The following is a 26,772-nucleotide window of genomic DNA, read 5'->3' as shown; positions in this document are numbered from 1 at the left end:
GGAGGTCCAAGTTTCAGATTGTGTCATTTCAAGTCTCCTGCAATGCACCGGGATGCGGCTTGGGAAGGCAAGCTAATGGCGTGCCTATCCGCCTCACGCGTGCAGGACCGCATGTGTGTCTTAACCGCGGTAATTTGAAGAGCGCTAAAGCAAACTCAGTGTTCACAAAATCGTACCAATCATCGTGAAAAGCCGTGCAAGGGCTGGTCCTGCGAAATGATAGGCGGTAAATCCTGTGTGATATCCACAGGACTCTCCCCATGGCCCTTACTTTCGGTGCGATGTCTATCGCTCAGCTTTCCCTTCTCATCCAGAGCGGCAAGGCCGATCCGGTTGATGTCGCAGAGGCGATCTTCGACGGCATCGAGCAATATGCTGACAAGGCAGTCTTCACCCTATTGTTGCGCGAGCGGGCAATGCGGGAGGCTCATGCCTCCTCGAAGCGTATCCGCGACGGCCGTTCGCTCGGTGCGCTCGACGGCATTCCGATCGCCTGGAAAGATCTTTTCGACATCGAGGGCATGGCAACTACGGCCGGTTCGGTGGTTCTGACGGGCGGTGCGCCTGCTAGACAGGACGCTGCGATCGTCACAAAGCTCAAGAATGCCGGCATGCTGGCTATCGGCCGTACCAATATGAGCGAATTTGCGTTCTCCGGCCTCGGCATCAATCCGCACTACGGCACGCCGGAAAATCCTCACAGCAGGGACGTGCCGCGCATTCCCGGTGGGTCGTCCTGCGGCGCCGGCGTGGCGGTTGCCGCAGGCCTTGTACCGGTAGCGATGGGCACGGATACCGGCGGTTCGGTGCGTATTCCCGCCGCCCTGAACGGCATCGTCGGCTACAAGGCGACGCGCGGGCGCTATGCCATGGAAGGTGTCTATCCGCTGGCTACGAGCCTCGACTCGCTTGGTCCCCTCTGCCGTTCCGTGCAAGACGCCGTCTGGGTCGATGCTGCAATGCGCGGGTTGACGGCGCCGACGGTCGCCCGGCAGTCGCTGAAAGGTGTGGAAATCGTCGTCCCTCGCAATATCGTGTTTGATGGCCTGGGTTCGGGCGTCGCCGAAGCCTTCGAGGGCGGAGTGGAGCGGCTGCGTAGCGCTGGCGCGCATATCAGTCCGATCGACATTCCGGCCTTCGAGGAAATCCTGGCACTGATGGCAAAACATGGTGCCCTCGTCACTGCCGAAGCCTTCGCTCTCCACCGCGAACGGCTTGCAGGGCCGGAGGCTGCGCGGATGGATCATCGTGTCGTCCTGCGCACGCGGCTCGGCGAGAAGACCAGCATGGCCGATTACATTGCTATTCTTGCCGAGCGCACACGGCTGATTGCCGAAGTCGATCGGCTCGTCGGCAACCGCTTCCTCGCCTTTCCTTCGGTCGCCCACGTGGCGCCGCCGATCGCGGCACTTGAGCGCGATGACGAGCTTTTCTTCGCCGTGAACGTCAAGACGCTGCGCAATACAGCGCTCGGCAATTTCCTGGACTGGTGCGGTGTTTCCATTCCTTGCGGCAACGGCGAGGCGGGTATGCCGGTCGGTTTCCTTCTATCGGCGCCGGCAAACCGTGATGAGGCATTGCTTGCCGTTTCGCTGACGGCAGAAGCAGTCATTCGCGGCGACCGGATCTAGGCGATTGCGGGCTTGATGCGGCGGGTCATTCTTGCCAAAGTCCTCGCGAGGAAACGGGAGGAGATGAAAGATGCAGGTTTTGCAGAACGGCCGGTTTGCGGTTTCCACATGGTCGCTTCACCGGATGCTGGGCGCAACCTATCCCTATAGTCCCGATCCGCAGAAAAGCGCTGCCCGCCAGGAGCCCTATGGGGCAGGCAGCGTGAGCCTGCTCGAAGTGCCGGGCATGCTCGCCGAACGCGGACTTGGCCGGCTGGAGGTCTGCTCGTTCCACCTGCCGAGCCTGGATGCCTCTTATCTCGCCGAATTTCGCGATGCGCTGGAGGCTTCCGGCATCCTTTTCCAGACACTGCTCGTCGAGGATGGCGATCCCAGCAATGCCGAGACGGCGGAACGTGACATAGGCTGGATTGCCGGTTGGATCGATATCGCAAAGAAGCTCGGCGCCGAGCGCATCCGCGTCATCGCCGGCAAGCAGGCGCCGAATGAGGAAAACCTTGCGCGTTCCGCGCGACATCTGAAGTGGCTCGTCGGACAGGCGGAGGGAAGCGGCGTGCGTGTCGTGACCGAAAACTGGTTCGCCCTTCTGCCCTCAGCGAAGGAAATGAACTGGCTGCTTGATGAACTCGACAGCAAGATCGGCCTCAATGGCGACCTCGGAAACTGGGCGGCACCGGCGAAATATGAAGGGCTGGCGAATATCATGCGTAGGGCCGAAATCTGCCACGCCAAGGCCGATTACAATGCCTCTGGGCTTGATGCTGCAGATTACCGTCATTGCCTGGAAATGTGCGAAAAGGCCGGCTACGCCGGACCCTACACGCTGATCTACGACTCGCCGTTCTTTGCGGATGAGTGGGATGGCATACTGCTGCAGAAACGCTTCATCGAGGACTTCCTTGAGGATGCCCCGGCGCGTCGCACAGCCTAGGCTCGTTCCAGCCTGTTCTTCTCCCGCTTGCGCCAATCCTTGGGCGTCTCGCCCGCGTGCTTGAGGAAGAAGCGGGAGAAATAGGCCGGGTCGGCAAAGCCAAGCCGATGGCTGACCTCCTGAACGTTCGCGAGCGTGAAGACGAGTTCGCGCTTGGCCTCGTCGACGAGTTTGCCGGCAATCAGGTCGTGAGCCGTCTTGCCGGTCATCGAGCGAACGATGCGATTGAGATGGGTCGGCGAAATGCCGATTTCCCTGGCATAGAATGAAGCGGGTCTGTGCGAACGGAAATGCTGTTCGATGAGGCCAGCCAGTTGCTCCATCCGCCGTTCGTTTTCATCGGCGGGGAACTGGCTGATATCCTCCTGATGGGAAATTCTGGCCGTCAGCCGCAGCGCCAATGCGGCATAGGAGGCGAGAAGCTCGCTGCGGCCGCTGCGGTTGTACCGATATTCATCGCCGAGCCGCCTCAGGCTCTGCATGAGATAGGCGGCGTCGGGGTCTTGCGGATCAAGCGCGGTGAGATGCGGGGCTGCAAGCCACTCACCGAGGCGGCTGCGGTCGCCGGGAAGGTGGCTAAGATTGGCGCTCAGCATGGTGATGACGAGGCCGTCGATATCCCGCGAAAAACGGAAGCCGTGATCGAACCCGGGAGGAATCGTGACGACCGCTGGCGGCTGGATGGCATGGCTCCGCTCGCCGAAAATGGCATCGGCTGCGCCGGCATCGATGTACAATATCTGAAAGAAACTCGCGTGCCGATGCAGTTTGATCTCCCAATGGTGCAGGCTGCTACGCGAGGGAATTGTTTCGCAGTGCAGCCAGAAATCGGGTTCTTTGCCCGATGTCTCGCCGTAGAGCTCATAGGTCGGCACATGTCTCGTCATGGGCTTCCTTCCGTTCCCATGTTCGTTTTGTGCAATTTTTCGGTGGGAAAGTCCATTGCCGCTCGAAGGGCTAAAGGTCAGAATTTGGCAGAAAGCAAATTGCAGGGAGGAAGCAATTGCGCACCCAAATCGCCATTATCGGCTCAGGCCCGTCGGGCCTGCTGCTCGGCCAACTTCTGACGGAAGCCGGCATCGACAACGTCATTCTCGATCGGGTGGGCAAGGACTACATTCTCGGCCGCGTTCGCGCCGGCGTCCTGGAAGAGGGCACCGTTCATCTTTTGGACGAGGCACGGTCGGCTGCCCGGCTGCATGCTGAAGGTTTGCCGCATAACGGCTTTTCACTGGCTTTCGACGGGCGCGATCACCGCATCGATCTCTACGGCCTGACCGGCGGCAAGCGCGTCACGGTTTACGGCCAGACCGAGGTGACGCGTGATCTGATGGAACAGCGCGAGGCGAGCGGTGCCTTGACCATCTATGATGCCGCCGACGTGACGCCGCATGATTTTGATGGCCGCACTCCCTTCGTGAGCTACGAGAAGGATGGCGCTACTCAGCGTATCGACTGCGATTTCATCGCCGGCTGCGACGGCTTCCACGGCGCAAGCCGCAAGGCGGTTCCGGAAAAGGCGATCAGAACCTTCGAGAAGATCTACCCCTTCGGCTGGCTTGGTCTGTTGGCCGATGTCGCTCCGGTCAATCATGAGCTCATCTATGCCAATCATCCGCGCGGCTTTGCACTCTGTTCCATGCGCTCTGTGACCCGCAGCCGCTATTACATCCAATGTTCACTCGATCAGAAGGTCGAAGACTGGAGCGACGACCGCTTTTGGGACGAGTTGCGCCGCCGCCTGCCGGCCCATCACGCCGAGGCGCTGAAGACCGCGTCATCTTTCGAAAAGTCAATCGCGCCGCTGCGTTCCTTCGTGGCCGAGCCGATGCGCTTCGGTCGCCTGTTCCTGGTCGGCGATGCCGCCCATATCGTGCCGCCGACCGGCGCCAAAGGGCTGAACCTTGCTGCCAGCGATGTGCACTATCTCTTCGAAGGTCTGAGGGAGTTCTACGGAGATCGCTCGAGCGTCGGCATTGACGCCTATTCGCAAAAGGCGCTTGCTCGCGTCTGGAAGGCCGTGCGCTTCTCCTGGTGGATGACGACGATGATGCATCGTTTTCCCGATACCGGCGATTTCGACCAGAAGATCCAGGAAGCGGAACTCGACTATCTCACCCATTCCCGCGCTGCCTCGACGGCGCTTGCGGAAAACTACGTCGGATTGCCGTTCTGACAGGATGCCGGCTGCCTTCGCAGGGAGGCGCTCACCCGATGTCAGCGGAACGGATGCGTCCACTGTGTGCTCGCACCGGGCTACAGTTGAAGCGCTATCCCGTGTCTCGATTTGATCCGCGCTGCCTCTTGTTGCATATTTTCGCCGTGTCTTGCCGCGCCCGACATGCGCGTAGAAAATATCGCAACAATATCGTCGAGAATCTTGGTTGCCTGTGCAAGAACTCAACAGCCATGAAGGCAGGATCGCCGACGGGGTGAAGCTGCAATGCATTCCCGAGGAGATCGAGGTCGAGGGCGTGGCCAATGCCTGTTGCTCGCCTCCCACGACAGCCGCATGATTGCCAAGCAGATGCTGCTGATCAATGGCGGCCTCATCTGACTATTAAGGGGGTCCCATGAACGCCAATACCAATACGCCGCTCCGTCGCTTCCGCATCGCCTCCGTTCCCGGCGACGGCATTGGCCCAGAGGTCATCGCCGCCGGCCTCGAAGTGCTCGAAGTGCTGGCCGCCCGCAGCGGCGCTTTCACACTCGACATCGACCATTATGACTGGGGCAGCGAGCGCTACCGCAGGACCGGTGCCTTCATGCCCGAGAATGCCCTGTCTTTGCTAAAGCAAGCCGACGCCATCTATTTCGGCGCCGTCGGCGCGCCTGACGTGCCCGATCACGTGACACTCTGGGGCCTGCGTCTGCCGATCTGCCAGCGTCTCGACCAGTACGCCAATATCCGCCCGACCCGCATCTTCCCCGGTGTGAAAAGCCCGCTCAGGGGGGTCGAGGAAGGCGATCTCGACTGGCTGATCGTGCGTGAGAACTCCGAAGGCGAATATTCCGGCCATGGCGGCCGCGCCCATATCGGCCTGCCAGAGGAGGTGGCGACCGAAACCTCGATCTTCACGCGCCGCGGCGTCGAGCGCATCATGCGCTTTGCCTTCCGCGAGGCGCAGAAGCGCCCTCGTAAGCTGCTGACGGTCGTGACCAAGTCCAACGCCCAGCGCCACGGGCTCGTGCTGTGGGACGAGATTGCCGCCGAGGTCGCCAAGGACTTCCCCGATGTGACCTGGGACAAGGAACTGGTCGATGCCATGACCTTCCGCATGGTCGCAAAACCAAAGAGCATCGACACGGTCGTCGCGACCAACCTGCATGCCGATATCCTCTCTGACCTCGCGGCTGCGCTCGCCGGCTCGCTCGGCATCGCACCGACGGGCAATGTCGATCCCGAACGCCGTTTCCCCTCGATGTTCGAGCCGATCCATGGTTCGGCTTTCGATATTACCGGCAAGGGCATCGCCAACCCCGTCGCAAGCTTCTGGACGGCATCGTTGATGCTGGAACATCTGGGCGAGGCGGTTGCGGCAAAGATACTGATTTCAGCGGTGGAACAGGTCTGCGCCGCCGGCATTCTCACTCCAGATCTTGGCGGCAAGGCAACCACGGCCGATGTGACGCACGCCGTTTGCGAAGCATTGCGGGGATCGAACTTCGCCCCCGATGACGAGAATATTCCGGCCGTCTGATCCCCAGAAACCGCGTTTCATGGAAGGTATCCAGTCATGAGCAACAAACTTTCGGGCTACAAGCTCCGCCGTCCGGAGCTTTTTCGCGAAGCGAATTATATAGGCGGCCAATGGGTGCAGGCCGATAGCGGCCGTACCTACGACGTCACCAATCCTGCGACCGGCGAGGTAATCGGAACCGTGCCTGCGATGAGTGCTGTGGAGACGAACCGCGCGATCGATGCCGCCTACAAAGCTCAGAAGGCATGGGCGGGACTGACTGCCGAGCAGCGCGCCAACCATCTCTGGAAGCTCGCCGAGTTGATGCACGCGAATCTCGAGGATCTCGCGGCCATCATGACGATCGAGCAGGGCAAACCTCTTTCCGAAAGCCGTGGCGAGGTCGTCTATTCCGCAAGCTTCATCGAGTGGTTCGCGGAAGAGGCGAGGCGCGTCTATGGCGACACGATCCCTTCGCCGGTTTCAGGCCGACGCCTGATCGTGCAGAAGCAGCCGATCGGCGTCTTTGCGGCGATCACGCCGTGGAACTTTCCCTCGGCGATGATCACCCGCAAGGCCGGTCCCGGCTGGGCCGCAGGCTGCACCGGCGTCATTCGTCCGGCAAGCCAGACGCCCTATTCGGCGCTGGCGCTTGCCGTGATGGCTGAAGAGGCGGGCTTTCCGGCCGGCGTCTGCAACGTCATCACCGGCCCTTCGTCGGAAACCGGTCCTGCGATCACCGCCAGTCCGAGGGTGCGCAAGCTCACCTTCACCGGCAGCACGGCGGTCGGCGCCAAGCTGCTCGCCGAATGCGCGCCGACCATCAAGAAGACCAGCATGGAGCTTGGAGGCAATGCGCCTTTTATCGTCTTCGACGACGCCGATCTCGACGAGGCGGTCAAGGGCGCCATGGGCTCGAAGTTCCGCAATACCGGGCAGACATGCGTCTGCGCAAACCGCATTCTCGTACAGGATAAAGTGCATGACGCCTTTGCCGAAAAGCTCGCAGCCGCCGTCGCCAAACTGAAGCTCGGCGACGGCATGGAGGAGGGCGTCACGCTAGGCCCATTGATCGACGAAGCTGCGCTCAAGAAGGTCGAGACGCATGTCGAGGATGCCGTCAGGCATGGCGCGAAGATCGTCTCCGGCGGCAGGCGCGATCAGCGTGGCGGCAATTTCTACCTGCCCACCATTCTCTCGGATGTCTCCCGCGAGGCGGAAATCTTCTCGGATGAAACTTTCGGTCCGGTCGCCCCTCTTTTTCGCTTCAGGACGGAGGAAGAGGCGATTGAAATGGCCAATGACACGCCCTTTGGTCTTGCCGCCTATTTCTACGCCCGTGACGTCGGCCGCATCTTCCGGGTTGCCGACGCTCTCGAATTCGGCATTGTCGGTATCAACGAGGGACTCATCTCGACAGCGGTCGCTCCTTTCGGCGGCATGAAGCAGTCCGGCATCGGCCGGGAGGGTTCGAAATACGGCATCGAAGAGTTCCTCGAGGTTAAATACATGGCCATTGGTGGCCTGGCGAACTGAGGAGAATGCCATGAGTGCAGCTGATATCGACGGCTTTGCAGCCCGGATCCGGAACCACGAAAGCCAGATGATTTCTGCCTGGGTGGGCATTCCCGATCCGCTGTTGGTCAATCATCTGGCTCAGGAAGCCTTCGATGCCGTTGTGCTCGACATGCAGCACGGCATGTGGGACCTGCCGTCTGCAGCTGCCGCTGTCGGCCATGTGCGTATCGCCGGCAAGCCGGCGCTCGCCCGCATCCCGGTCGGTGATTTCGCCTCTGCCTCGCGCCTGCTCGATGCCGGTGCGTCGGGCATCATCGCGCCGATGATCAATTCGGCCGAGGATGCGAAGGCCTTCGTGAAGGCCACAAAATATCCGCCGGTTGGCGAGCGCAGCTGGGGGCCGTCTTTGGCACTCAACCACACCGGCCTTTCGGCTGACGACTATCTCAGGACCGCCAATGATTTGACGGTCGCAATAGCCATGATCGAGACGCGCGCGGCGCTCGAAGCGATCGACGATATCCTTGGCATGCCCGGCATCGATGGTATCTTCATCGGCCCGTCGGATCTCTCCATCGCACTATCGAACGGGGATCAGGTGGCGCCGAATGCCGCCGAGATCGATAGCGCCATGCAGCATGCCGTCGCGCGCTGCGGCGCGCACGGAAAATTCGCCTGCGCCTTTGCCGGTGACGGCGAGCGCGCCGGCGAGCTTCTGAAATTCGGCTTCGCTTTTGTCATTGCCGGAGCGGAAACCGCGCAATTACGATCCGGTGCCCGCAAACAGATCAACGCCGCCAGGAAGATTGCTTCCGGCGCCTGATCCATAGCAATATAGGGTCTCACGCGATCATGTAGCCGCCATCGATAGGCATGGAGATGCCGTTGACCATCGCGGCTTCGTCCGAGAGCAGGAAGAGGATCACCTCTGCCACGTCCTCGGGCTCTGCGAACCGGCCGACCGGGATGCGCTTTTGCATTCCGGCGGCTTTCTCCGGATCGCTCCAGGCCTTGATCGCCATCGGCGTCAGCGTCACCGTCGGATGCACGCCATTTACCCGGATGCCCTGCGGCGCCAGTTCCTTGGCCATGACGCGCGTCAAGCCGTCCAGACCGCCCTTCGATGCACAATAGGCCGCATGATCCGGGATACCCACAAAGGCTGCGACAGAGGAGACGTTGACGATGGCTCCAGGGCGGCCGTTCTCGATCAGGGACCGCGCATACTCTTGTGCGACGATCATCGGGGCGCGCGTGTTGACTGCAATCAGGTGGTCAAAGGCTTCGACCGTGGTTTCGAGAAAAGGCTGCAGCTCGGTTGTTCCAGCGCAGTTGATAAGGAAATCTGCCGGAAGTGCGGCGCGCGCCGCCTCTCGCGTCGTCTTTGCGTCGGCAAGATCGACCTGAATCGCTTCGCAACCAAGGTCTTCATGTAGGGAAACGACATCGTCAGCACTTCTGGTGAGTGCCGTGACCTTAGCCCCACGCTTGACCAGCATCTCTGCGACAACGCGGCCGATGCCCTTTCCGGCACCGGTGACGATCACTTTTTTGCCTTCGAAATTCATTTGTTCCTCACCTTACAATCGCTGTCCCGTTGCTTGATCAAAGATGTGAGCACGCCGCGGATCAATATGAAAATGCAGCGTCCGGCCGGGTTCGACCTCGATACGCTCACGGATCAAGGCATCGATCGGCACTCCTCCCACACGGCCGAAGATCAACGTTTCTGAGCCGGTCGGCTCGTATACTGACACTTCCACCGGAATACCGTCATCGCTGATGGTTATGTGTTCCGGGCGAATGCCGTAGGTTACGGCCTTACCCTCCTCTGCGTTCACGCGGTCAACGGGGAGGGTAACGCCCTGATCGGTGATGACAACCTGCTTTCCGTCGCGAGTTGCGATCTTGCCCTGGAGAAAGTTCATCGACGGGCTGCCGATGAAACCAGCGACGAAGAGGTTTGCCGGAAAGTCATAGAGATCAAGCGGCTTGCCAACCTGTTCCACCCGCCCGTCGCGCATGACGACGATCTTGTTGGCCATCGTCATGGCCTCGATCTGATCGTGCGTGACATAGACGGTGGTGGTCTTCAGCCGCTGGTGCAGTTCCTTGATTTCGACGCGCATGGTGACGCGAAGCTTGGCATCGAGGTTCGATAGCGGCTCGTCGAACAGGAAGACCTGTGGGTCGCGGACGATGGCTCGGCCCATGGCGACGCGTTGCCGCTGTCCGCCTGACAGCTGCTTCGGATAGCGGTCGAGATAACGCGTCAGGTCCAGGATCTCGGCTGCCCTACCGACCTTTTCATCGATCTCCGATTTCGGGCGTTTCGCCATCTTTAGTGGAAATCCCATGTTCTCGGCGACGGTCTTATGAGGGTAGAGCGCGTAGCTCTGGAAGACCATGGCGATGTCGCGCTCCTTCGGCGGGGCGTTGGTGACCACGCGACCGCCGATGCGGATGTCGCCGCTGCTGACGGTCTCGAGACCGGCGATCATGCGCAGCAGCGTTGACTTGCCGCATCCCGAAGGGCCGACCAGCACGACGAATTCGCCATCCTCGATATCGACGCTGACGCCATGCATCACCTGAAGAGCGCCATATCTCTTGGTGACGTCGCTGACCTGTACATTTGCCAATGTCTTTTCTCCCTAATCCAGCACGGCTTGCGTCTTGATAGTGTTGATGGAATTCACCGGCTCACCCCTTCCAGACGATGTAGGCGCCGAGTACGGCGGAGATTGCCACCGCGAACCATACCGAAAGCCCGAACGGTTCGATGAACCGCAGCCAGAACAGAGAGAGCGCGACCCAGATCACGACGGAGATGAACAGCCGGTCGAACCAGTTCGTCTCGATCGGCAGGAAGCCCGGCTGTTTTTCGTTGTTTCGAGAATCCGAAGCCATCTCGCTATCCTTTCACTGCGCCGAAGGTCAGGCCGGCAACGATGTGACGCTGCACCACCGAGAAGACGATGAGCGCCGGGATCAATGTCAGCATCGAGATCGCCGCCATGATGCCCCAGGCGGTTCCTGTCGTCGTTACGTATTCCGACAGGCCGGTGGTGAGTGTGCGGGCGTTGAAGTTGGTGAGTGTCGCGGCAAGCAGATATTCGTTCCAAGCGAAGACCCAGGTGAGGATGAGCGTCACCGCAAGTCCCGGTCGCGCCAAGGGAAAGACGATGTCGTAGAGGACCATCCAGGGGCTTGCGCCATCCATATATGCCGCCTCGTCCAATTCCTTAGGAATGGCCTCTACCGTCGGACGCAGGGTCCAGATGGCAAAGGGAAGGTTAAAGGAGCAATAGACCAGGATCATGCCAAGCCTGGTATCCGCCAGCGAAAAGTCGCCGATCCTGTAGACCTGCGTCAGCAGCAGGAAGAGCGGCAGCAGGAAGACCGCCGGAGGCGCCATGCGGTTGGTGATGGTCCAGAAGAAAATGCTTTCCTTGCCTGCGAGATCGAAGCGCGTCAGCGCGTAGCAGGCAAGAAAGCCGAGGGTCGTCACCAGGATCGCGTTCCCCGACGAAATGACCAGCGAGTTGATCATATATCGCCGCAAGGTCTCGTTCGTCAGCACGTCCTGGTAGTTCTTCCAGAAGAAGCTCCGAAGGATGACGTCCGGCGTGGAAAACAGGTCAAAGGGCTGCTTCAGCGAGATGACGAAGAGCCAGTAGATCGGGAAGAGGGTTGCAAAGCTTATCAGCGTCCACAAGAGAACCGAAAGCCAGGGGTTCTGTCTTTTCATCGCATCAGCCTCTCTTCGCGCGGGGAGCAATCAGGCCGACGTAGAGCAGCCAGCAGACGACGATGGTGAGATAAAGTACGACGACCGAGATGGCTGAACCGTAGCCGTAATTCGTTTTCGGAAAGACTTCTCTGAAGATGTGAACGCCGATATAGCGCGTCGACGACCCCGGACCGCCTCCGGTCAGCATCAGGACTTCGTCGACCGTGCGCAGCGCGTCCATGAGCCTGATGAACACCGTGGCCAGCAGGGCAGGGCGGATCAGAGGGAGCGTGATATGCCAGAAGATCTGGCTCTTGCCGGCGCCATCGATCTGCGCCTGCTCGAAGGGATCTGGCGGAAGCGAGACCAGGGCGGCAATCAGGGACAGGGTGACCAGCGGCGTCCAGTGCCAGACGTCCATGATGACAGTGATGGAGAAAGCCGCGAGCGCACTCTGGCCGATGTTCAGATCGTAACCGAACCAGCTTCGCAGCAGATATGGGATGATGCCAATCGACGGTGTCGTCATCAGCTTCCACACCGATCCGACAATGATGGGCGCCATGATAAGAGGAAGGGTGTGGATGGTGCGGAAGAACGCTTTTCCCGGAAAGTCCTTCATCAGTGCCTGCGCGAGAATGTATCCGAGGACGAGTTCGGAAACGACTGCGAAGAAGACGAAGGCGATCGTGATGCCCAGCGAGGCCAGGAACTGTTTGTCGAAGACGAGACTCCGGTAGTTCGAGGCCCAGTTGAAGACCATCAGCGGATTTGCGGCGAAAGGGTTCCACTGGTGAAACGAAACCCAGACGACGTAAATGAAAGGAAAGATGCCGAAGAGCCCGAGGATCAGGATCGTCGGTGACAGCAGCAGCCATCCAAGCTTTTGTGAATGCATCGCCTCATCCTCTTTGGCACCCTTGGGGCGGCCTATCGAGCCAGGAAAGGAGCGGGTCGCCAAGCGAAGACGACCCGCCAAGGTGGGGAGGATGATTTATTTGCGATAGCCGAGCGAGGTGAGCTCCTCTTCCGTCTTGGCGGCCATCTGGTCGAGGCCTTCGTCGGGCGCGACCTTGCCGGTCAGGATGTCGAAGAAGATCGGCAGGGTTGCTTCACGCAGCTGGGCATGGAACGGATACGGAGGAGCGCCGGCGAAGAGTTTGCCCTGATCCTTCAGCATCGTGTAGAAGCCGCCGAGCTTGACGTCCATCGCCTTGACCTTCGGGTCGTCGAAGGTCGCCTTGTTGGTGATGCGGGGTGCTGCGATTGCCCAATCGGGCTGCACATCGTTCTGACCCATGAATTCGAGGAAGAGCAGAGCTGCTTCCTTGTTCTTGGACGTAATCGGCAGACCGAAGGCGCCGCCGTCATAATAGCCGATATAGCCCTTGCCTGACTTCGCATCCTCCAGGACACCCGGCTCGAGTGGCGGCAGGGCAAAGCCTACTTTGTCGACCACCTTCGACTGTGCAGGATCGCTCGCGATCCATGCGGCGTTCTCGCCGTAGATCAATCCTTGAGCAACACGGCCGGCAGCGAAAGTCGTCGCCGTTTCCGTCCAGGTAGACTGGGTCGATTCCGGCGGGGCTATGTCGCGCAGATGCAGCCAGTATTTCAGCGCGGCCTTCGCCTTGTCGCTGTTCATTGCGCCGCCATGCTCGACCGTCGCTGCGTAGTTGTTGCTGGCGTCGATGCCCCAGTTGTAAACGCCGAAAGTCGGCGCGATGGATTCGAAATATTCGTACCAGGACGCGGCGTGACCTGTATGCGCCTGAGCGGTGGTGCCCCAAAGCTCAATGCCGTTATCCTTGCCATACTTGGTGAAGAATTCGGCGATCTGCGTGTAGTCCTCATGCGTGGTCGCCGGCTTCAGGTCCTTGCCAGTTTCCTTCTTGAAGGCTTCCTTGATCTTCGGATCGTCGAAAAGGTCCTTGCGATAGAGGTAGGTCTTCAGGAAGGCTTCCATCGGGACGCCAAAGAGATCGCCCTTCTTGTCCTTGAAATAGTCGGCGAAGCTGGTGAAGTTCGCGTCGTCGTAGGTCGGCGCCTTCAGATCCGCCTGATCCTTCAGCGTCTGAGTGATGTTGACTAGGAAATTCCGGGACAGATACGAGTAGATGATGTCCTGTTCGATGTAGACCATGTCATAGATGCCGGTCTTGGCCTCCATGTCCTTGATGGCCTTGTCGTACATCTGGTCCCAGGACGTCGTCTCGATTTCGACCTTGATGCCGGTCTTCTTCTCGAATTCCGGGGCGAGCACATTCTTGATGTAGTTCGATGGCGGCGTGCTTTCGGTCACGCCGTGCAAGGTCACGCCTTTGAACTTGGCGCCGGCGTCGGACCAGAAGTCTGCCCATGCCGGCGAAGCGGCGGTGGCGAGGCTGAGCGTCAGCGCAAGCGCGCTGGCCTTCAGAGCGTAATTCATTTCAATCCTCCCAGATAGCAGCGAGATCATTTCGCCGGGCCATTGTGTAGACGAAAAATGCCGCTCACGCAATATTTGTTGTCTAAACCTGCAAATATGTCGGCTATGTCGTTGATTTTGGTAAGAACTAATTCTGGCAAAAGTAACGGAGGCAGAGACCGTTCGCAAAAATGCTGCAACGCAATGAATTCGCTCGCAATGGCAAAATTATAATACGCGAATTTATTTGTTGCTTTACCATACTAAATGGCATAGCTGTGGCGCAACGAAAGGCTTTCAGCGGAGGAAAAAAGCCATGCGCCGATTGGGTATCCATTCATTTGTATGGACAGGCGGCCAAACGCAAGAGGGTCTCGAAATGGCTCTCAACAAAACGGCCGAGCACGGATATCGCACAATCGAATTCGCTTATCTGCGCCCCGAGAAGTTCAATCTCGATCGTCTCGCAAAGCTCGCGCAATCGCTCGAGGTCGAGATCGGTGTGACGATGGGCCTGCCGATCGACAGGGATATTTCGAGCGAGGATGCCGCTGCGGTATCCGCCGGCAAGCAGACGCTCGCCGATGCCGTGCGTGCGGTCCGTGACATCGGCGGAAACAAGCTTGGTGGGATCCTCTATTCCGCGCACACCAAGTACAACCGCCAGCCGACGAAGAAGGGCTGGGACAACAGCGTCGCCGCAATCGCTGCGACTGCGGATGTCGCGAAGGATGCGAGGGTCGATCTCGTCCTGGAGATCGTGAACCGCTTCGAAACGAACCTTCTGAACACGGCGGCCCAGGGATTGAAGTTCATCTCCGAGACCGGATCGGACCATGTCCGACTGCATCTCGACACCTTTCACATGAATATCGAGGAAGCAAATCCGGCTGCCGCGATCCGGCTCGCCGGCGACAAGATCGGCTACTTCCACATCGGCGAGAGCAACCGCGGCTATCTTGGCGACGGCGTCATCAACTTCGATCTCATCTTCGATGCCTTGCTCGATATCGACTACAAGCGCGACATAGTGTTCGAAAGCTTTTCGACCGCTGTTGTCGATGAAGGCCTGTCACTCGCCTGCGCAATCTGGCGCGACACGTGGACCGATAACGACCCGTTGGCGGCTCATGCCAAACGCTATATCGAACTGAAATACGAAGAAGCCAAACGGCGTCGCGTCACGAACGCACGCCCCTGATAATCCTTCTGCCGATCTGCTTCGTAAGTGTAGGCTGGAGCAGTCGATTTGAAGAGAAATGAACATGAACGACACCGTCTCCATCGGAAGCTCGCCGCGCAGGATCAGGCAGAACAACATCGTCGCAGCCCTGCAGACGATCTACAGCCATCGCCGCCTGAGCCGGGCCGACCTGGCGCGGAAGCTCGGGATGAACCGTTCATCATCGGGGGAGATCGTTGCCGAACTGACGGAAAGCGGCTTTGTCCAGGAGTCGGACGAGAGCGGCAAACAGCGCTCGGAACAATCCCGTGCCGGCCGTCCGGGAATCATGCTCGAGCTGGTTCCGGATGCCGCATTCTTCGTCGGCATCGAGCTTGGCGTCGAGCATATATCTGCTGTTGTTGTGGACTTTTCCGCCGATGTCCGGGCCTGTCGCAGGCTGGCCTTCCACGCGCAGTCCTCGACAGTGGAGGAGGCCGTGGCATGTGGCGTCGATCTCATCATCGGCGCCATGGCGAAAGACATGATCCAGCGCTGCAAGGGGCTTGGCATATCCGCGCCGGCGCATATCCGGCCGGAAGGAATTGTCACGCTTGCGCCGATCATTGGCTGGCGGGAGGTGCCGTTGAAAGAGATCGGCCGCAGTGCCTTTCCGGCCGAGGTGCCGATCGCGGTGGAAAACGACGCCAATGCTTTCGCGATCGGTGACAGCTATCGTCATGGTGTTTCCGGCGTAACGCTCTTCCTGCTCATGGAAACCGGCGTCGGTGGTGGGATCATGATCGATGGAAAGCTGTTTCGTGGCGGTCATGGCCTTGCGGGCGAAATCGGCCATACTCTCGTGCCGGGAAGCGGCGGACAGAAATTCGAGCAGCTGATCGGCCGCGAGGTACTGATCCGGCAGTATCGGGAGGCGACCGGCCGCACCGACGCCGATCTGCAGGATTTCCTCACCGATGTTCGCGATCGTGTTCCTGATGCTGTGAACATAGCGGAGATCTGGTCGCGGCATCTTGCCTACGCGCTGCTGCAGGCCTGTCGTCTGCTCGATCCTGATAGGATCGTGCTCGGCGGTTCGGTTGCGTCGCTCTATCCGATGGTCGCGGCCCGTGTGGCTGTCCATATGTCGGAAGGCCAGAACATTCCTTTTCCGACCCCCGAGATCGTCGTCGATGGCGACGCGGAGTTCGGTTCCGCCTTCGGGGCGGCATGCATGCTGCACCAACGCTTCCTTTCTCTCGAAAACGAGGAATTCGGTGGCGAAGACGGTGCACTACAACGATCTACAGCGATTTAGCGACACCTATCGAAAGCAGGATTGCAATGGTTTCAGTGCTGGCTCCGGACCATCTCGGTCCCACGGTTTGCGTCGGCGAGATCCTCGTGGAGATCGTTGCGACGACGGTCGGAGAAGGCTTTCGTGAGGCTCAGCCGCTCGTCGGTCCGTTTGCCAGCGGGGCGCCGGCGATCTTCATCTCGCAATGCGGCCGGCTCGGCGGAGCAGCGGCGATGGTGGGGGCAGTCGGCAACGATGATTTCGGTCGCGTCAACATTGATCGCCTCAGGCGGGATGGCGTCGATGTGTCTACTATTTCCATCGACACTGACTATCCGACCGGGAGTGCCTTTGTCCGCTACCGCAAGGACGGTTCCCGCGACTTCGTCTACAATATCGCGAAGTCCGCGGCCGCCCGCTTCGGCTGGTCTCAGGGTGTCAGCGATCTCATCAACCGCAGCGGACATCTCCATGTGATGGGTTCGGCGCTGTCCGTTCCGAGCGCGCGGGAGGTAATCGACAAGGCGGTCGACATCGTGAAGGCGCGAGGCGGAACGCTCTCGGTCGATCCGAATATCCGCAAGGAATTGCAGCTCGACGAGGATACCGAGCGTCGATTTGCCAGGCTTGTCGCCACCGCCGATCTTCTCTTGCCGTCAGGGGAAGAGCTTGAGCGGGCCGCTGGCATCTCGGGCGAAGCCGAGGCGATCCACCGTCTTTTCGAAATAGGCGTGAAGGAGATCGTGCTGAAGCGCGGAGCGGAGGGCGCGACCTATTTTGGCAGGGACGGCGACCGCATCGACGCTCCTGCATTTCTCGTCGAAGAGGTCGATCCTACCGGCGCCGGCGACTGCTTCGGCGGGGCCTACCTCACCTGCCGGCGGCTCGGAATGTCTCCGGGCGAGGCTCTCACCTATGGTTCGGCCGCAGGTGCGCGCAATGTGACGATCCGCGGTCCGATGGAAGGCGCAGGCACGCGCCAGGAACTCGACACATTCATCGCCTCGACGAAAAGGCGCTCGTAATGCAGATAAAACTGAACGAACTGGCTGCACTCAGGGCTCTGGGCCACCCTGCAGGGATCACCTCGGTCTGCTCGGCCCATCCGATCGTCCTGCGGGCAGCGCTGCGTCATGGGCGTGACCATTCGAGCACGGTTCTGATCGAAGCCACCTGCAACCAGGTCAACCATCTGGGCGGCTATACCGGAATGACCCCTGCGGACTTTGCGGCTCTCGTGTTGCGCATCGCCAAAGAGGAGGGTTGCCCGGAAAACCTCATCGTGCTTGGCGGCGACCATCTCGGACCGAATCCCTGGCGGGAACGTGCGGCCGAAGAAGCCATGGCTGAGGCTGAGAGGATGGTGGTGGCCTATGTTGATGCCGGGTTCCGCAAGATCCATCTGGACGCATCGATGGGCTGCATGGGTGAGCCCGCCGGATTGGACGACGAGACGACCGCTCATCGCGCTGCCCGCCTTGCCGCTGTCGCGGAGACCTCGGCAAGGCGGGCAGGGGGCGCCATGCCGGTTTATGTGATCGGCACGGAGGTTCCTCCTCCCGGCGGCGCGGATCACGCGCTGACCACGATCGAGCCGACTGCGGCTTCGGCCGCCAGGCGGACGATCGATGTCCATCGCCGCGTTTTCGCCGAGGCCGGCCTTACGGAGGCGTTTGGGCGTGCCATCGGCCTGGTGGTGCAGCCGGGCGTCGAGTTCGGCAACCACAATGTTATCAGGTACGACCGCAGCAAGATCGATAAATTGAAGCAGGTGCTCGAGGACGAGCCGCAATTCGTGTTCGAAGCGCATTCCACCGATTATCAGGGCACCGGTCCGCTGACCGCGCTCGTTGAAGATGGTTTTCCGATCCTCAAGGTCGGACCGGAACTAACTTTCGTCCTGCGCGAGGCCCTCTATGGGCTGGACCTGATCGCATCCGACCTCGTGCCTGATTATGGCGAGCGTCCCCTATACGCTGCGATGGAGGCTTTAATGCTGGCGCATCGGGAGCATTGGAGCCGTCACTATCATGGCACGGAGGGCGAGCAGCGCTGGCTTCGGCATTATTCGCTGTCCGATCGCATCCGGTACTATTGGACGGCTGAACAGGCTCAATCTGCCGTCACGCGGCTTTGCGACGCACTCGCCGGAAAATCCGTACCGCCCCCGCTGTTCTGGCAGCACATGCCGGACGCCGAGCGATTTTCCGACACGCCGCTCGATCCGGAGGCGGTTTTGGTCTGGCGGGTGGCGAAGAGCCTTGCCGAATATCATGCAGCATGCGGCGGAGTGAGATGAGGCCGCCTAACCGAGGAGGAAAGAATGAACGAGTTGAAAGGGAAGATCGCTGCGATCACGGGCGCGGCGTCTGGCATCGGAATGGCGTCGACGGAGGCGATGATCGCGGCAGGCGCCACGGTTGTTCTCGTTGACCGCGACGAGAAGGCGTTAAAAGCAGCCTGCGAGCGTCTCGGGGAGCAGGCGATACCTCTTGCTCTGGACCTGCTGGATCCGGAGGCATGCGCCAAGCTTCTTGACCGCGTGCTGTCGAAGGTGGGACAGCTCGACATTCTACATGCCAATGCCGGCACCTATATCGGCGGTGACCTTGCGGATGCCAATCTCGACGCCATCGATCGGATGCTGAACCTCAACGTCAATGTGGTGATCAAGAACGTGCGGACCGTCATTCCGCACATGATCGAGCGCGGCACGGGCGACATCGTCGTCACGAGCTCGGTCGCGGGCCACTCGCCCGTTCCATGGGAGCCGGTCTATTCACCGTCGAAATGGGCGATGACGTGCTTTGTCCAGACGATGCGCCGCCAGCTTCTGAAAAACGGCATTCGTGTCGGCTCGGTTTCGCCGGGACCGGTCATCAGCGCGCTGCTGGCCGACTGGCCGGAGGAGAACCTCCGCAAGGCGAAGGAGGCCGGCGCCCTGATCGAACCCAAGGAGGTGGCCGACGCGATCATGTTCATGCTGACGCGTCCGCGCAACGTGACGATCCGCGACATCGTCGTTCTTCCAAGCGCATTCGACATCTGAGGGGTCGAACCATGAGTTATCAGGAGAAATTCCGTCTCGATGGAGAACGCGCGGTGGTTACCGGCGGCGGGCGCGCCATTGGACTTTGCTGCGCCCACGCGCTTGCCGAGGCTGGTGCCGCCGTCGTCGTGATCGAGCGCAATGAATCGGACGCAGAGCAGGCTCTGGCTCTCAAAGACAAGGGATATGACGTCGAGCTACGTCTCGGTGACGTGACTGACTCTGCCCGCATGGAGGCGATCGCCAATGAACTCGCCGGCGGCGGACGACCGGCGACGATCCTGGTGAACAATGCCGGGATCGGCCAGAACGGGATTGCAGCAGAAGATGTCACGGACGCCGATTGGCTGCGGATGATGAATGTCAACGTCAATGGCGTCTTTTGGTGCTCTCGCTCCTTCGGGCGCCATATGGTGGCGATGAAACGCGGGGCGATTGTCAATCTCGGCTCGATGTCCGGCATCATTTGCAATCGGCCGCAGCCGCAGACGGCTTACAACGTTTCCAAGGCTGCCGTTCACCACCTCACCCGTTCCATGGCGGCCGAATGGGCTCAGCACGGTGTCAGGATCAATGCTGTCGCGCCAACCTATATCGAGACGCCGATGGTCGCTGCAGTCGAAGCCAATCGCGAGCGGATTCCGATCTGGCTTGCCGATACGCCGATGGGGCGAATGGGTACGCCGGAAGAGGTCGCAAGCGCAGTTCTCTTCCTCGCATCCGGTGCGGCAAGCCTGATGACGGGAGCAATCGTCAACGTCGATGCAGGATTCACCTGCTGGTAGGCCGGCTTCGGTTGAGAGTTTCGAGGCGCCTGCGATCCCGCTAGCGCCTCATTTCCGTCCGTTAGCCTGCCCATCTTTACCGCGGCTCGTCAGCTTTTGGCCGGATGATCCATCACGGCATCGGCAAACTTCCGCATCAGGCGGACCAGATTGTCCAGATCATCTGGATCCCAGGTCTTGAATATCTCGATCCCTATTCTCTCACGCGCCGCATCGACGCGATCTGTCATCGATTTGCCCTTCGCGGTGACGACAGCTTCGCTGACGCGCCGGTCTGTCGCGCTCGGCTGACGTTGAATGAGGCCGAGGCTCTCCAGCTTGGTGACCTGACGGCTGACCGTTGTGTAGTCCCGGCCGGCGCGGTCAGCCAGATCGACCACGCCAATCGGCCCCAATCTTTCAATGCCCACCAGCAAGGGGAAGAGGGCGCGGTCGAGCGAAATCCCTGCCTCCTTGACCATTGCCTCATCCCGTTGCGGCCGGTTCATCACGCTGACGATCTCAAGCAGCGATCCATGAAGTTCATGGATGCGTTTCGAGATGTGTGTATTTTGCACATTTTTTGTTGACGACATTCTTGTTCTCCTATTATGTGCATAATACACATAAATAGGAGCAACGACAATGACAGAAGATGACGCAATCGATGTATTGATTTGTGGTGCCGGCGCGGCTGGCCTGACCCTGGCGATCGATCTCGCCCGGCGAGGTGTATCTTTCCGGCTGATCGAGAAGATGGATGATCCGTTCCAAGGTTCGCGCGGCAAAGGGATACAACCGCGGACCCTGGAAGTGTTCGAGGACCTAGGCATCGTCGACAAGATTGCCGCATCCGGCGGTTACTATCCGCATCAGCGCGAATATCACGACGACGGCAGCATGAGAGATGTCGCGCTTGTCGAGGCCTGTGAGCCGATCCCATCGGAACCCTACGGAGCGCCTCTGCTCGTGCCTCAATTCCTGACGGAGAGAGCGATGCGGGAGCGCCTTGCCGAACTCGGCCATGCTCCGGAGTTCGGCTGCGCACTGGTCGCCTTCGAACAGGATGGGCAGGATGTAACAGCAAGACTTGCCATTGGCGGCGAAGAACAGACTATCCGCGCATCCTATCTCGTCGGCACCGACGGCGGCCGAAGCTTTGTGCGCCAGGCGCTCGCCGTCGGCTTTCCCGGAAAGACGCTCGGCGTTCGCGCCATCGTTGCCGACGTGACATTGACAGGCCTCGGCCGCGATGTCTGGCATCGCTTCAACGAGGGGTCGATGGAGACACAGATTTCCTTTTGTCCCTTGACCGAAAAAGGGTCTTTCCAGATGCAGGGACCAGTGCCTCTCGAAGGCGACATCGACCTGTCGCCCGAAGGGCTTACGGCGCTGACTGCCGAACGGACCGGTCGTACGGATATCCTCATCCAGTCTGTCTCCTGGGCATCCGCATTCAACATGAATGCCCGGCTTGCCGACAGCTATCGTGTCGGTCGCGTCTTTCTCGCCGGAGACGCCGCCCATACCCATCCGCCGACGGGCGGCCAGGGTCTGAATACCAGCGTTCAGGACGCCTATAATCTCGGCTGGAAGCTGGCAGCCGTCCTATCAGGCGCCCCGGAAACGCTTCTCGATAGCTATGAGGAAGAGCGCCGCTCGATCGCGGCGAACATGCTGGGGCTTGCGACCAGATTGCTCGAAGACATGAAGCGCGGCGAAATTCGGCGTGGCCGTGAGGTCCGGCAACTGGACATCGGCTATCTCGGTTCGAGCCTCTCGCTCGAAGAACCCCAGCGTCAGGCTCGCATCCTTGCCGGCAACCGCGCTCCCGACGCGCTGCTGAAGGGCGCCGCAGGACAGCCCGTGCGGCTGTTTGACCTCTTTAAAGGCCCTCATTGGACGCTGCTGGAATTTGAAGTGCAGACGGTAGCCGTTAATCCACGCAAAGGACTGCATATCCACAGCATCGGGCAAGGCGGCGATCTTATCGACAACGAGAACCGGTTCCGTGACACTTACGAAGTTGCGTCAGGTGACCGGATTCTTGTCCGTCCGGATGGTTATGTCGGCGCGATCGTCTCGCAGGGCAACGTGGCGGCATTGGAAGCCTATCTTCATGATGTCGGATTGAAAACGAGGGCGACCGCCGGGCGATGAAAACGCCTCCGCGGCATCGCTTCGCCAGCGAAAGCAGAAATATTTATGGCGCGGAATCTTCAAAGCTTTTCAGTAACACGCCGCTATGATTGTGATGACAATGGGCGTTCGATGACGGTTGCGCGCTGGGCAATAGCTGCCTTGCGCTTCCGCCATCCGCGGCCGGTATGACGCAATCACGGATCACTCAATGCCGATAATCTTGTTCGCTTCGATATTCTCACGTTTCAACCGGGTTATCAGTCTTCGCCTGCTTGCACTTTTGCTTGGATCGCTGATCTGCGTCGCGGCCGGTCATGCAGAAGACATCCTGCGGATTCCCTATTCGTCTGATATCGGCACCCTGGATCCGGATAATGGTTTCGAAGTCGCCGGATTGACGACGCTGGACAGCATTTATGAGGGCCTCGTCAAATACGAGGCGGGCTCGACCAGGATTGTCGGATCACTGGCAAAGAGCTGGGAGATCTCCGGCGATGGCTTGACCTACACGTTCCACCTCGTCGAGGGCGCCAAGTTCCACGACGGCACGGCCTTGAATGCCGATGCCGTCGTCACCTCGTTCAAGCGCCGCCGCGACGGCGGTTTTGTGCAGAACTACACACTCGCCAACTTGGCAGATATCGCAGCATCAGACAGTTCCACTGTCGTCATCACGCTACGGCACGCGCAGCCCTCATTCCCGGATGGCCTTGCAAGCCCGTGGGGGCCGAAAATCATCAGCCCGGCCGCGATTTCTGAGCATGCCAAGGGTGATTTTGCGACGGGATGGCTGACCGAGCATGCAGCTGGGACCGGGCCGTTCAAATTGGCCGAGTTCAAGCGTGGCGAACGCTATGTACTCGCACGGAACGAAGACTATTGGGGCGCCAAACCCTATTTCAGCAGGGTGGAACTGCCCGTCATCCCCGACATCGGCCAGCAAATTCTCAAACTGAAGACTGGCGAAATCGATGGCGTGCCAACCAATTACCCCTTCGCACAGCTCGGCAGCCTGCCGGCCGATCTGGAAATAACATCTGCCCCCAGCATGACGCAGTTCGAGGCTTTCGTTAAGCCGGGATCGCCGCTTGAAGATGCCGAGGTTCGCAAGGCGGTTCTGACCGCGATCAATCCGAATTTGTGGGCAAGCGATGCCTTCGGGCAATATGCCCAAGTCTCGAAATCGCTCTTTCCGAACATCATGCTGGATCCGGCACAGCCGGTACAGTTTCCGACCGATTTCGATGCTGCTAAGTCCACTATCGCCAAGCACGGCCCTGTCGCGCTCAACATCGGGCTTTATAGCGCCAATCCGAGCTATGGGCGTATCGCCGACCTGATGATCGCGCAGCTATCGATGATCGGCGTCGAGGCGACCTCCCATATCATGCCGCCGGGGGCAGCCTATGCCATGAAGGGCGATCCGGCGGCTCCCGATATGCTGTTGATCATCGCCTCTCCGGATGCGGCCCATCCCGATAGCCAGGCAAAGGCATTCTTCACCAAGGACGCGCCGCTGAACCTTTATGGCAGCGCCCTTCCGGAGGCGGACGCCGTCATCGCCGAAGGTGCCTCCGCAACGGATATGAGCACACGCAACACACTCTATGAAAAGGCAGGGCGCATGTATTTCGACGCCGGCCATTTCATTCCGCTCGTCGATGTCGACGACGTGGTCGTCCATCGCAAGGGTCTAAAGGATCTCGGTCTTCGTCCTGTCTTCCCGAGAGGCAGCATCGACTTTTCAGGTGTGAGGCGCTGATGGTTGAGCGCACGACTTTCGGCAGGATTCATGGCTGCATTTCCACCTGCGGGGAGCTGTGGAGGCTGTGACCAGGGCTGCGCTCTCCATCGCTGATCTGCGAGTCGTCCTTCGGCGAAATGGTCGCGATCACCTCGTGCTCGACGACATCAGCTTCGAGGCTATGCCGGGCGAGATCATCGCGGTCGTCGGCGAAAGTGGTTCCGGCAAAACCACCCTCGGCGCGGCAATCCAGGGCCTGTTGCCGGCCTCCAGCGAAGCTGATGTCATCGGCTCCATTCATGTTGCCGGCACCGAGATCGTGGGAGCAACGCCGCGGGTGCTGCGGGCTGCCCGTCACGGGCTCGTTCGCGCCATTCCGCAGGATCCGATGGGTGCGCTCAACCCGACGATGACGATTCGCCATCAGCTGCGGGAATCGGCAGGCGGAGACGATAACTTCATCAGGGATTGGCTGGGCCGGGTCGGACTCTTGGATGCGGACGCCATACTCGATGCATTTCCGCATCGCCTATCGGGCGGGCAGCGCCAGCGCATCCTGATCGCGATGGCGCTGATGGCACAGCCGCAGGTCCTGATTGCCGATGAATCGATCACCGCGCTCGACTTCGCCCTGCAAAGCAAGATTCTCGAACTGCTGCGCAAGGTGGCGCGAGAGCAGCAGACCACAGTACTTTTCATCACGCACAATCTGACCGCTGCAGCATCGCTCGCTGATCGCGTGCTCGTGCTCTACCGGGGTCGTATTCTGGAGATCGGCAGAACCGGCGATGCGCTGACCCATCCCGGCCATCCCTATCTGGCCGGCCTGCTTGCGACCCAGTTCGATTTCGATACGGATCGCCAGCGCTCCCTGCCCACTCTGCCGGCGGAGCGACTGAGCCTTGCCGATCCTGAGCATGTTTGCTGCTATGCCTCCCGGTGTCCCGTCATTAGGGACGAGTGCATAACCAGCCGGCCCGAACTCATGCCGCTTTCTGTTACCGAACACACTGCCGCCTGCTTCTTCCCTGACTCGGCGCAATCCAGCGCACGTCAGTATCGCTTCACGGAAGCCTGGCCAACCGTTGCGACAGCAAAGCCGGTGGAGGCGCTGCGACTGTCCAATGTCAGCAAAAGCTTCACGTCGACTATTGGCCCGTTCGGCCGGCGCCGGCAGCGGAAGGTGCTGGAATCGGTCAATCTCTCGGTCGGGCTTGGTGAATGCGTCGCCCTGCTCGGCGAGAGCGGCGCGGGCAAATCGACGATCCTCAGGCTCGCGGCCGGGCTTCTGTCGCCCGACAGCGGCGAGATTGTCCGGGTCGACGATGCCCCACAGGTTGTTTTTCAGGATGCAGTTGCCTCGCTGACACCCTGGCTGCCGATCGGTGAGCAGATCGGCGATCGGTTAAGGCATCTCGGTCTCGGCAAGGAAGAGCGTCTCGACAGGGTCGTCGAAGCGTTTGCGTTGGTCGGCCTCGATGAGGGCCTGATGTCTTCGCTGCCCGCCAGCCTCTCCGTCGGTCAATGTCAGCGTGCCGTGCTTGCCCGCGCGATCGTCGTGCCGCCGAAACTCTTGCTCTGCGACGAGCCGATCAGCGCGCTCGACGTGTCGCTTGCTGCCACCACGCTGAACCTTCTCGGAGAGATCAGGCGGCGGCTCGGCATGGCTGTGCTGTTCGTTACCCATGATCTGGCCGCCGCCAGAATAATCGCCGATCGTATTGCCGTGCTGGGGAAGGGCAGGGTGACGCAGGAAGGGGATCCCGACACGATAACTGCTGGCTTCAATCCGCTATCGATGAACGCCATTCTGGCCTCGATATCGAGAAGGCATGCGAGCACGGGGGGGCACGACGCATGAACGTTCCGGAACTCCTCCCCGAGGAGCGGCTCGTCCGCTGGCCTGTCATCCTAGGGCGCATCGGCTGGATCGATCGGATCGGGGTGTTCGGAGCGATTGCTATCACGATCATCGCCCTGTTCGCGACGTGGCTGACGCCGTTCAATCCTCAGCTTCGCGTTGCGGCCGCTTATCTGCCGCCTTCATGGGAGCACTGGTTCGGGACGGATGAGATCGGGCGCGATCTTTTTTCGCGCATCGTCCTCGGTATCCAATACACATGGCTGCCTGCAATTGTCCTAATTCTCGTCAGCCTGATCGTTGGTGGATGCATCGGCATGGTCCCCGGCCTCGTCAGCCGCAGGCTCGACATTCTGGCGCAATGGCTGGTCGACTTTTTCCTCGTCTTGCCGTCTACGCTTGTGGCTCTGGCGGTGATCGCAACGCTCGGCGCGGGGCTGACCAATACGATGATAGCGATCGGCATCGCCTGGTGGCCCTGGTACGCCCGCATATCCCGCGACGAACTGCGCCGGCTGAACGCCCGCCCACATGTGGAGGCTGCGAGAATTGCCGGCATCGGCGGTCCGCGTCTGCTGCTGCGCTATATCCTTCCCGGTGCCGTTCCGGCCCTGCTGGTCGCCGCGACGCTTGATGTCGCCAACGTGATCATGACGATGTCGCTGATGTCCTTCATCGGGCTCGGCCAGCCGGCGCCGGCACCCGAACTGGGGGCTATGACGTCCCGTGCGCTCGATAGCCTCTCTGTCTATTGGTGGCTTCCAATGTTGCCGGCAGCGGTCATTTTTCTCATCTGCCTCTTCGCCAATCTCGCGGGAGATGGTCTACGGACTGCATTGCGAGGGGCCTAGAA

Annotated in this window: 25 protein-coding genes; 17 read left to right on the top strand and 8 right to left on the bottom strand. The window is 60.2% G+C overall.

Annotation, left to right across the window (positions count from 1 at the left end; all coding sequences use genetic code 11):
- Nucleotides 1-260: 260 nt before the first annotated feature.
- The gene (locus AB4Z13_RS21890) at nucleotides 261-1,631 is read left to right on the top strand and encodes an amidase (RefSeq protein ID WP_442206812.1); all 1,371 of its coding nucleotides are present in this window, start codon (nucleotides 261-263) and stop codon (nucleotides 1,629-1,631) included.
- Between the two features lie 70 nt (nucleotides 1,632-1,701).
- Nucleotides 1,702-2,562 carry a sugar phosphate isomerase/epimerase family protein gene (locus AB4Z13_RS21885; protein ID WP_442206811.1) on the top strand — a complete coding sequence of 287 codons (861 nt, stop codon included), beginning with the start codon at nucleotides 1,702-1,704 and terminating at the stop codon, nucleotides 2,560-2,562.
- Here AB4Z13_RS21885 and AB4Z13_RS21880 read toward each other — a convergent pair.
- The gene (locus AB4Z13_RS21880) at nucleotides 2,559-3,449 is read right to left on the bottom strand and encodes a helix-turn-helix domain-containing protein (protein WP_442206810.1); all 891 of its coding nucleotides are present in this window, start codon (nucleotides 3,447-3,449) and stop codon (nucleotides 2,559-2,561) included. The two genes, AB4Z13_RS21885 and AB4Z13_RS21880, sit on opposite strands and share 4 nt — an antisense overlap.
- 116 nt (nucleotides 3,450-3,565) lie before the next feature.
- Here AB4Z13_RS21880 and pobA point away from each other — a divergent pair, with 116 nt between their 5' ends.
- From pobA to AB4Z13_RS21855, 5 genes are all read left to right on the top strand, one after another.
- On the top strand, nucleotides 3,566-4,738 hold the full coding sequence (pobA, locus tag AB4Z13_RS21875) for a 4-hydroxybenzoate 3-monooxygenase (RefSeq protein ID WP_442206809.1): 1,173 nt from the start codon (nucleotides 3,566-3,568) through the stop codon (nucleotides 4,736-4,738).
- 208 nt (nucleotides 4,739-4,946) lie between these two features.
- Nucleotides 4,947-5,078: a hypothetical protein gene (locus AB4Z13_RS21870; protein WP_442206808.1), complete on the top strand. Its 132-nt coding sequence runs from the start codon at nucleotides 4,947-4,949 to the stop codon at nucleotides 5,076-5,078.
- A gap of 57 nt (nucleotides 5,079-5,135) precedes the next feature.
- Entirely contained in the window at nucleotides 5,136-6,263 is a 1,128-nt protein-coding gene (locus AB4Z13_RS21865; protein WP_442206807.1) for a tartrate dehydrogenase, read from the top strand.
- Between the two features lie 36 nt (nucleotides 6,264-6,299).
- Nucleotides 6,300-7,778 carry an NAD-dependent succinate-semialdehyde dehydrogenase gene (locus AB4Z13_RS21860; RefSeq protein ID WP_442206806.1) on the top strand — a complete coding sequence of 493 codons (1,479 nt, stop codon included), beginning with the start codon at nucleotides 6,300-6,302 and terminating at the stop codon, nucleotides 7,776-7,778.
- 10 nt (nucleotides 7,779-7,788) lie between these two features.
- Nucleotides 7,789-8,583 (top strand): HpcH/HpaI aldolase family protein, encoded by a 795-nt coding sequence (locus AB4Z13_RS21855; protein WP_442206805.1) that lies wholly within the window; start codon nucleotides 7,789-7,791, stop codon nucleotides 8,581-8,583.
- Between the two features lie 19 nt (nucleotides 8,584-8,602).
- On the opposite strand, the gene AB4Z13_RS21850 is transcribed toward AB4Z13_RS21855, so the two are convergent.
- From AB4Z13_RS21850 to AB4Z13_RS21825, 6 genes are all read right to left on the bottom strand, one after another.
- The gene (locus AB4Z13_RS21850; RefSeq protein ID WP_442206804.1) at nucleotides 8,603-9,328 is read right to left on the bottom strand and encodes an SDR family oxidoreductase; all 726 of its coding nucleotides are present in this window, start codon (nucleotides 9,326-9,328) and stop codon (nucleotides 8,603-8,605) included.
- A gap of 12 nt (nucleotides 9,329-9,340) precedes the next feature.
- Nucleotides 9,341-10,402 (bottom strand): ABC transporter ATP-binding protein, encoded by a 1,062-nt coding sequence (locus tag AB4Z13_RS21845; RefSeq protein WP_442206803.1) that lies wholly within the window; start codon nucleotides 10,400-10,402, stop codon nucleotides 9,341-9,343.
- Between the two features lie 61 nt (nucleotides 10,403-10,463).
- Nucleotides 10,464-10,670, bottom strand: a complete 207-nt coding sequence (locus AB4Z13_RS21840) for a DUF2160 family membrane protein (RefSeq protein ID WP_439017792.1) — start codon at nucleotides 10,668-10,670, stop codon at nucleotides 10,464-10,466.
- A 4-nt stretch (nucleotides 10,671-10,674) separates the two neighbouring features.
- Entirely contained in the window at nucleotides 10,675-11,511 is an 837-nt protein-coding gene (locus AB4Z13_RS21835; RefSeq protein WP_113323263.1) for a carbohydrate ABC transporter permease, read from the bottom strand.
- A 4-nt stretch (nucleotides 11,512-11,515) separates the two neighbouring features.
- A complete protein-coding gene (locus AB4Z13_RS21830; RefSeq protein ID WP_442206802.1) occupies nucleotides 11,516-12,391 on the bottom strand; it encodes a carbohydrate ABC transporter permease in 876 nt (291 codons plus the stop codon).
- A gap of 96 nt (nucleotides 12,392-12,487) precedes the next feature.
- Entirely contained in the window at nucleotides 12,488-13,921 is a 1,434-nt protein-coding gene (locus AB4Z13_RS21825; RefSeq protein ID WP_442206801.1) for an extracellular solute-binding protein, read from the bottom strand.
- Nucleotides 13,922-14,216: 295 nt separating this feature from the next.
- Between AB4Z13_RS21825 and AB4Z13_RS21820 the strand changes: the two genes are divergently transcribed.
- The 6 genes from AB4Z13_RS21820 (at nucleotide 14,217) to AB4Z13_RS21795 (ending at nucleotide 20,193) form a co-directional block, all read left to right on the top strand.
- Nucleotides 14,217-15,101 (top strand): sugar phosphate isomerase/epimerase family protein, encoded by an 885-nt coding sequence (locus AB4Z13_RS21820; protein WP_442206800.1) that lies wholly within the window; start codon nucleotides 14,217-14,219, stop codon nucleotides 15,099-15,101.
- A 64-nt stretch (nucleotides 15,102-15,165) separates the two neighbouring features.
- The gene (locus AB4Z13_RS21815; protein WP_442206799.1) at nucleotides 15,166-16,380 is read left to right on the top strand and encodes an ROK family transcriptional regulator; all 1,215 of its coding nucleotides are present in this window, start codon (nucleotides 15,166-15,168) and stop codon (nucleotides 16,378-16,380) included.
- A 26-nt stretch (nucleotides 16,381-16,406) separates the two neighbouring features.
- Complete coding sequence (locus tag AB4Z13_RS21810; RefSeq protein WP_113323267.1) at nucleotides 16,407-17,384, top strand: tagatose kinase; 978 nt, start codon at nucleotides 16,407-16,409, stop codon at nucleotides 17,382-17,384.
- On the top strand, nucleotides 17,384-18,658 hold the full coding sequence (locus AB4Z13_RS21805; protein WP_442206798.1) for a class II D-tagatose-bisphosphate aldolase non-catalytic subunit: 1,275 nt from the start codon (nucleotides 17,384-17,386) through the stop codon (nucleotides 18,656-18,658). Before AB4Z13_RS21810 ends, AB4Z13_RS21805 begins: the two co-directional genes overlap by 1 nt.
- A 24-nt stretch (nucleotides 18,659-18,682) precedes the next feature.
- On the top strand, nucleotides 18,683-19,408 hold the full coding sequence (locus AB4Z13_RS21800; RefSeq protein WP_442206797.1) for an SDR family oxidoreductase: 726 nt from the start codon (nucleotides 18,683-18,685) through the stop codon (nucleotides 19,406-19,408).
- 11 nt (nucleotides 19,409-19,419) lie between these two features.
- A complete protein-coding gene (locus tag AB4Z13_RS21795) occupies nucleotides 19,420-20,193 on the top strand; it encodes an SDR family NAD(P)-dependent oxidoreductase (RefSeq protein ID WP_442206796.1) in 774 nt (257 codons plus the stop codon).
- Nucleotides 20,194-20,282: 89 nt separating this feature from the next.
- On the opposite strand, the gene AB4Z13_RS21790 is transcribed toward AB4Z13_RS21795, so the two are convergent.
- Entirely contained in the window at nucleotides 20,283-20,768 is a 486-nt protein-coding gene (locus tag AB4Z13_RS21790; RefSeq protein WP_442206795.1) for a MarR family winged helix-turn-helix transcriptional regulator, read from the bottom strand.
- Nucleotides 20,769-20,817: 49 nt separating this feature from the next.
- Here AB4Z13_RS21790 and AB4Z13_RS21785 point away from each other — a divergent pair, with 49 nt between their 5' ends.
- The 4 genes from AB4Z13_RS21785 to AB4Z13_RS21770 all read left to right on the top strand — a co-directional run bounded on the left by AB4Z13_RS21785 (nucleotide 20,818) and on the right by AB4Z13_RS21770 (nucleotide 26,770).
- Complete coding sequence (locus AB4Z13_RS21785) at nucleotides 20,818-22,332, top strand: FAD-dependent oxidoreductase (RefSeq protein ID WP_113323272.1); 1,515 nt, start codon at nucleotides 20,818-20,820, stop codon at nucleotides 22,330-22,332.
- 190 nt (nucleotides 22,333-22,522) lie between these two features.
- Nucleotides 22,523-24,076 (top strand): ABC transporter substrate-binding protein, encoded by a 1,554-nt coding sequence (locus AB4Z13_RS21780; protein ID WP_439017803.1) that lies wholly within the window; start codon nucleotides 22,523-22,525, stop codon nucleotides 24,074-24,076.
- Between the two features lie 67 nt (nucleotides 24,077-24,143).
- Entirely contained in the window at nucleotides 24,144-25,919 is a 1,776-nt protein-coding gene (locus AB4Z13_RS21775; protein WP_439017804.1) for an ABC transporter ATP-binding protein, read from the top strand.
- Nucleotides 25,916-26,770: an ABC transporter permease gene (locus AB4Z13_RS21770; protein WP_442206794.1), complete on the top strand. Its 855-nt coding sequence runs from the start codon at nucleotides 25,916-25,918 to the stop codon at nucleotides 26,768-26,770. Before AB4Z13_RS21775 ends, AB4Z13_RS21770 begins: the two co-directional genes overlap by 4 nt.
- Nucleotides 26,771-26,772: the final 2 nt, after the last annotated feature.

It is taken from the genome of Rhizobium sp. YAF28, assembly GCF_052113285.1.
Lineage (GTDB): Bacteria > Pseudomonadota > Alphaproteobacteria > Rhizobiales > Rhizobiaceae > Rhizobium.
Note: the sequence above shows the minus strand (reverse complement) of the source record. Positions and strands in the feature narration are given on the sequence as shown.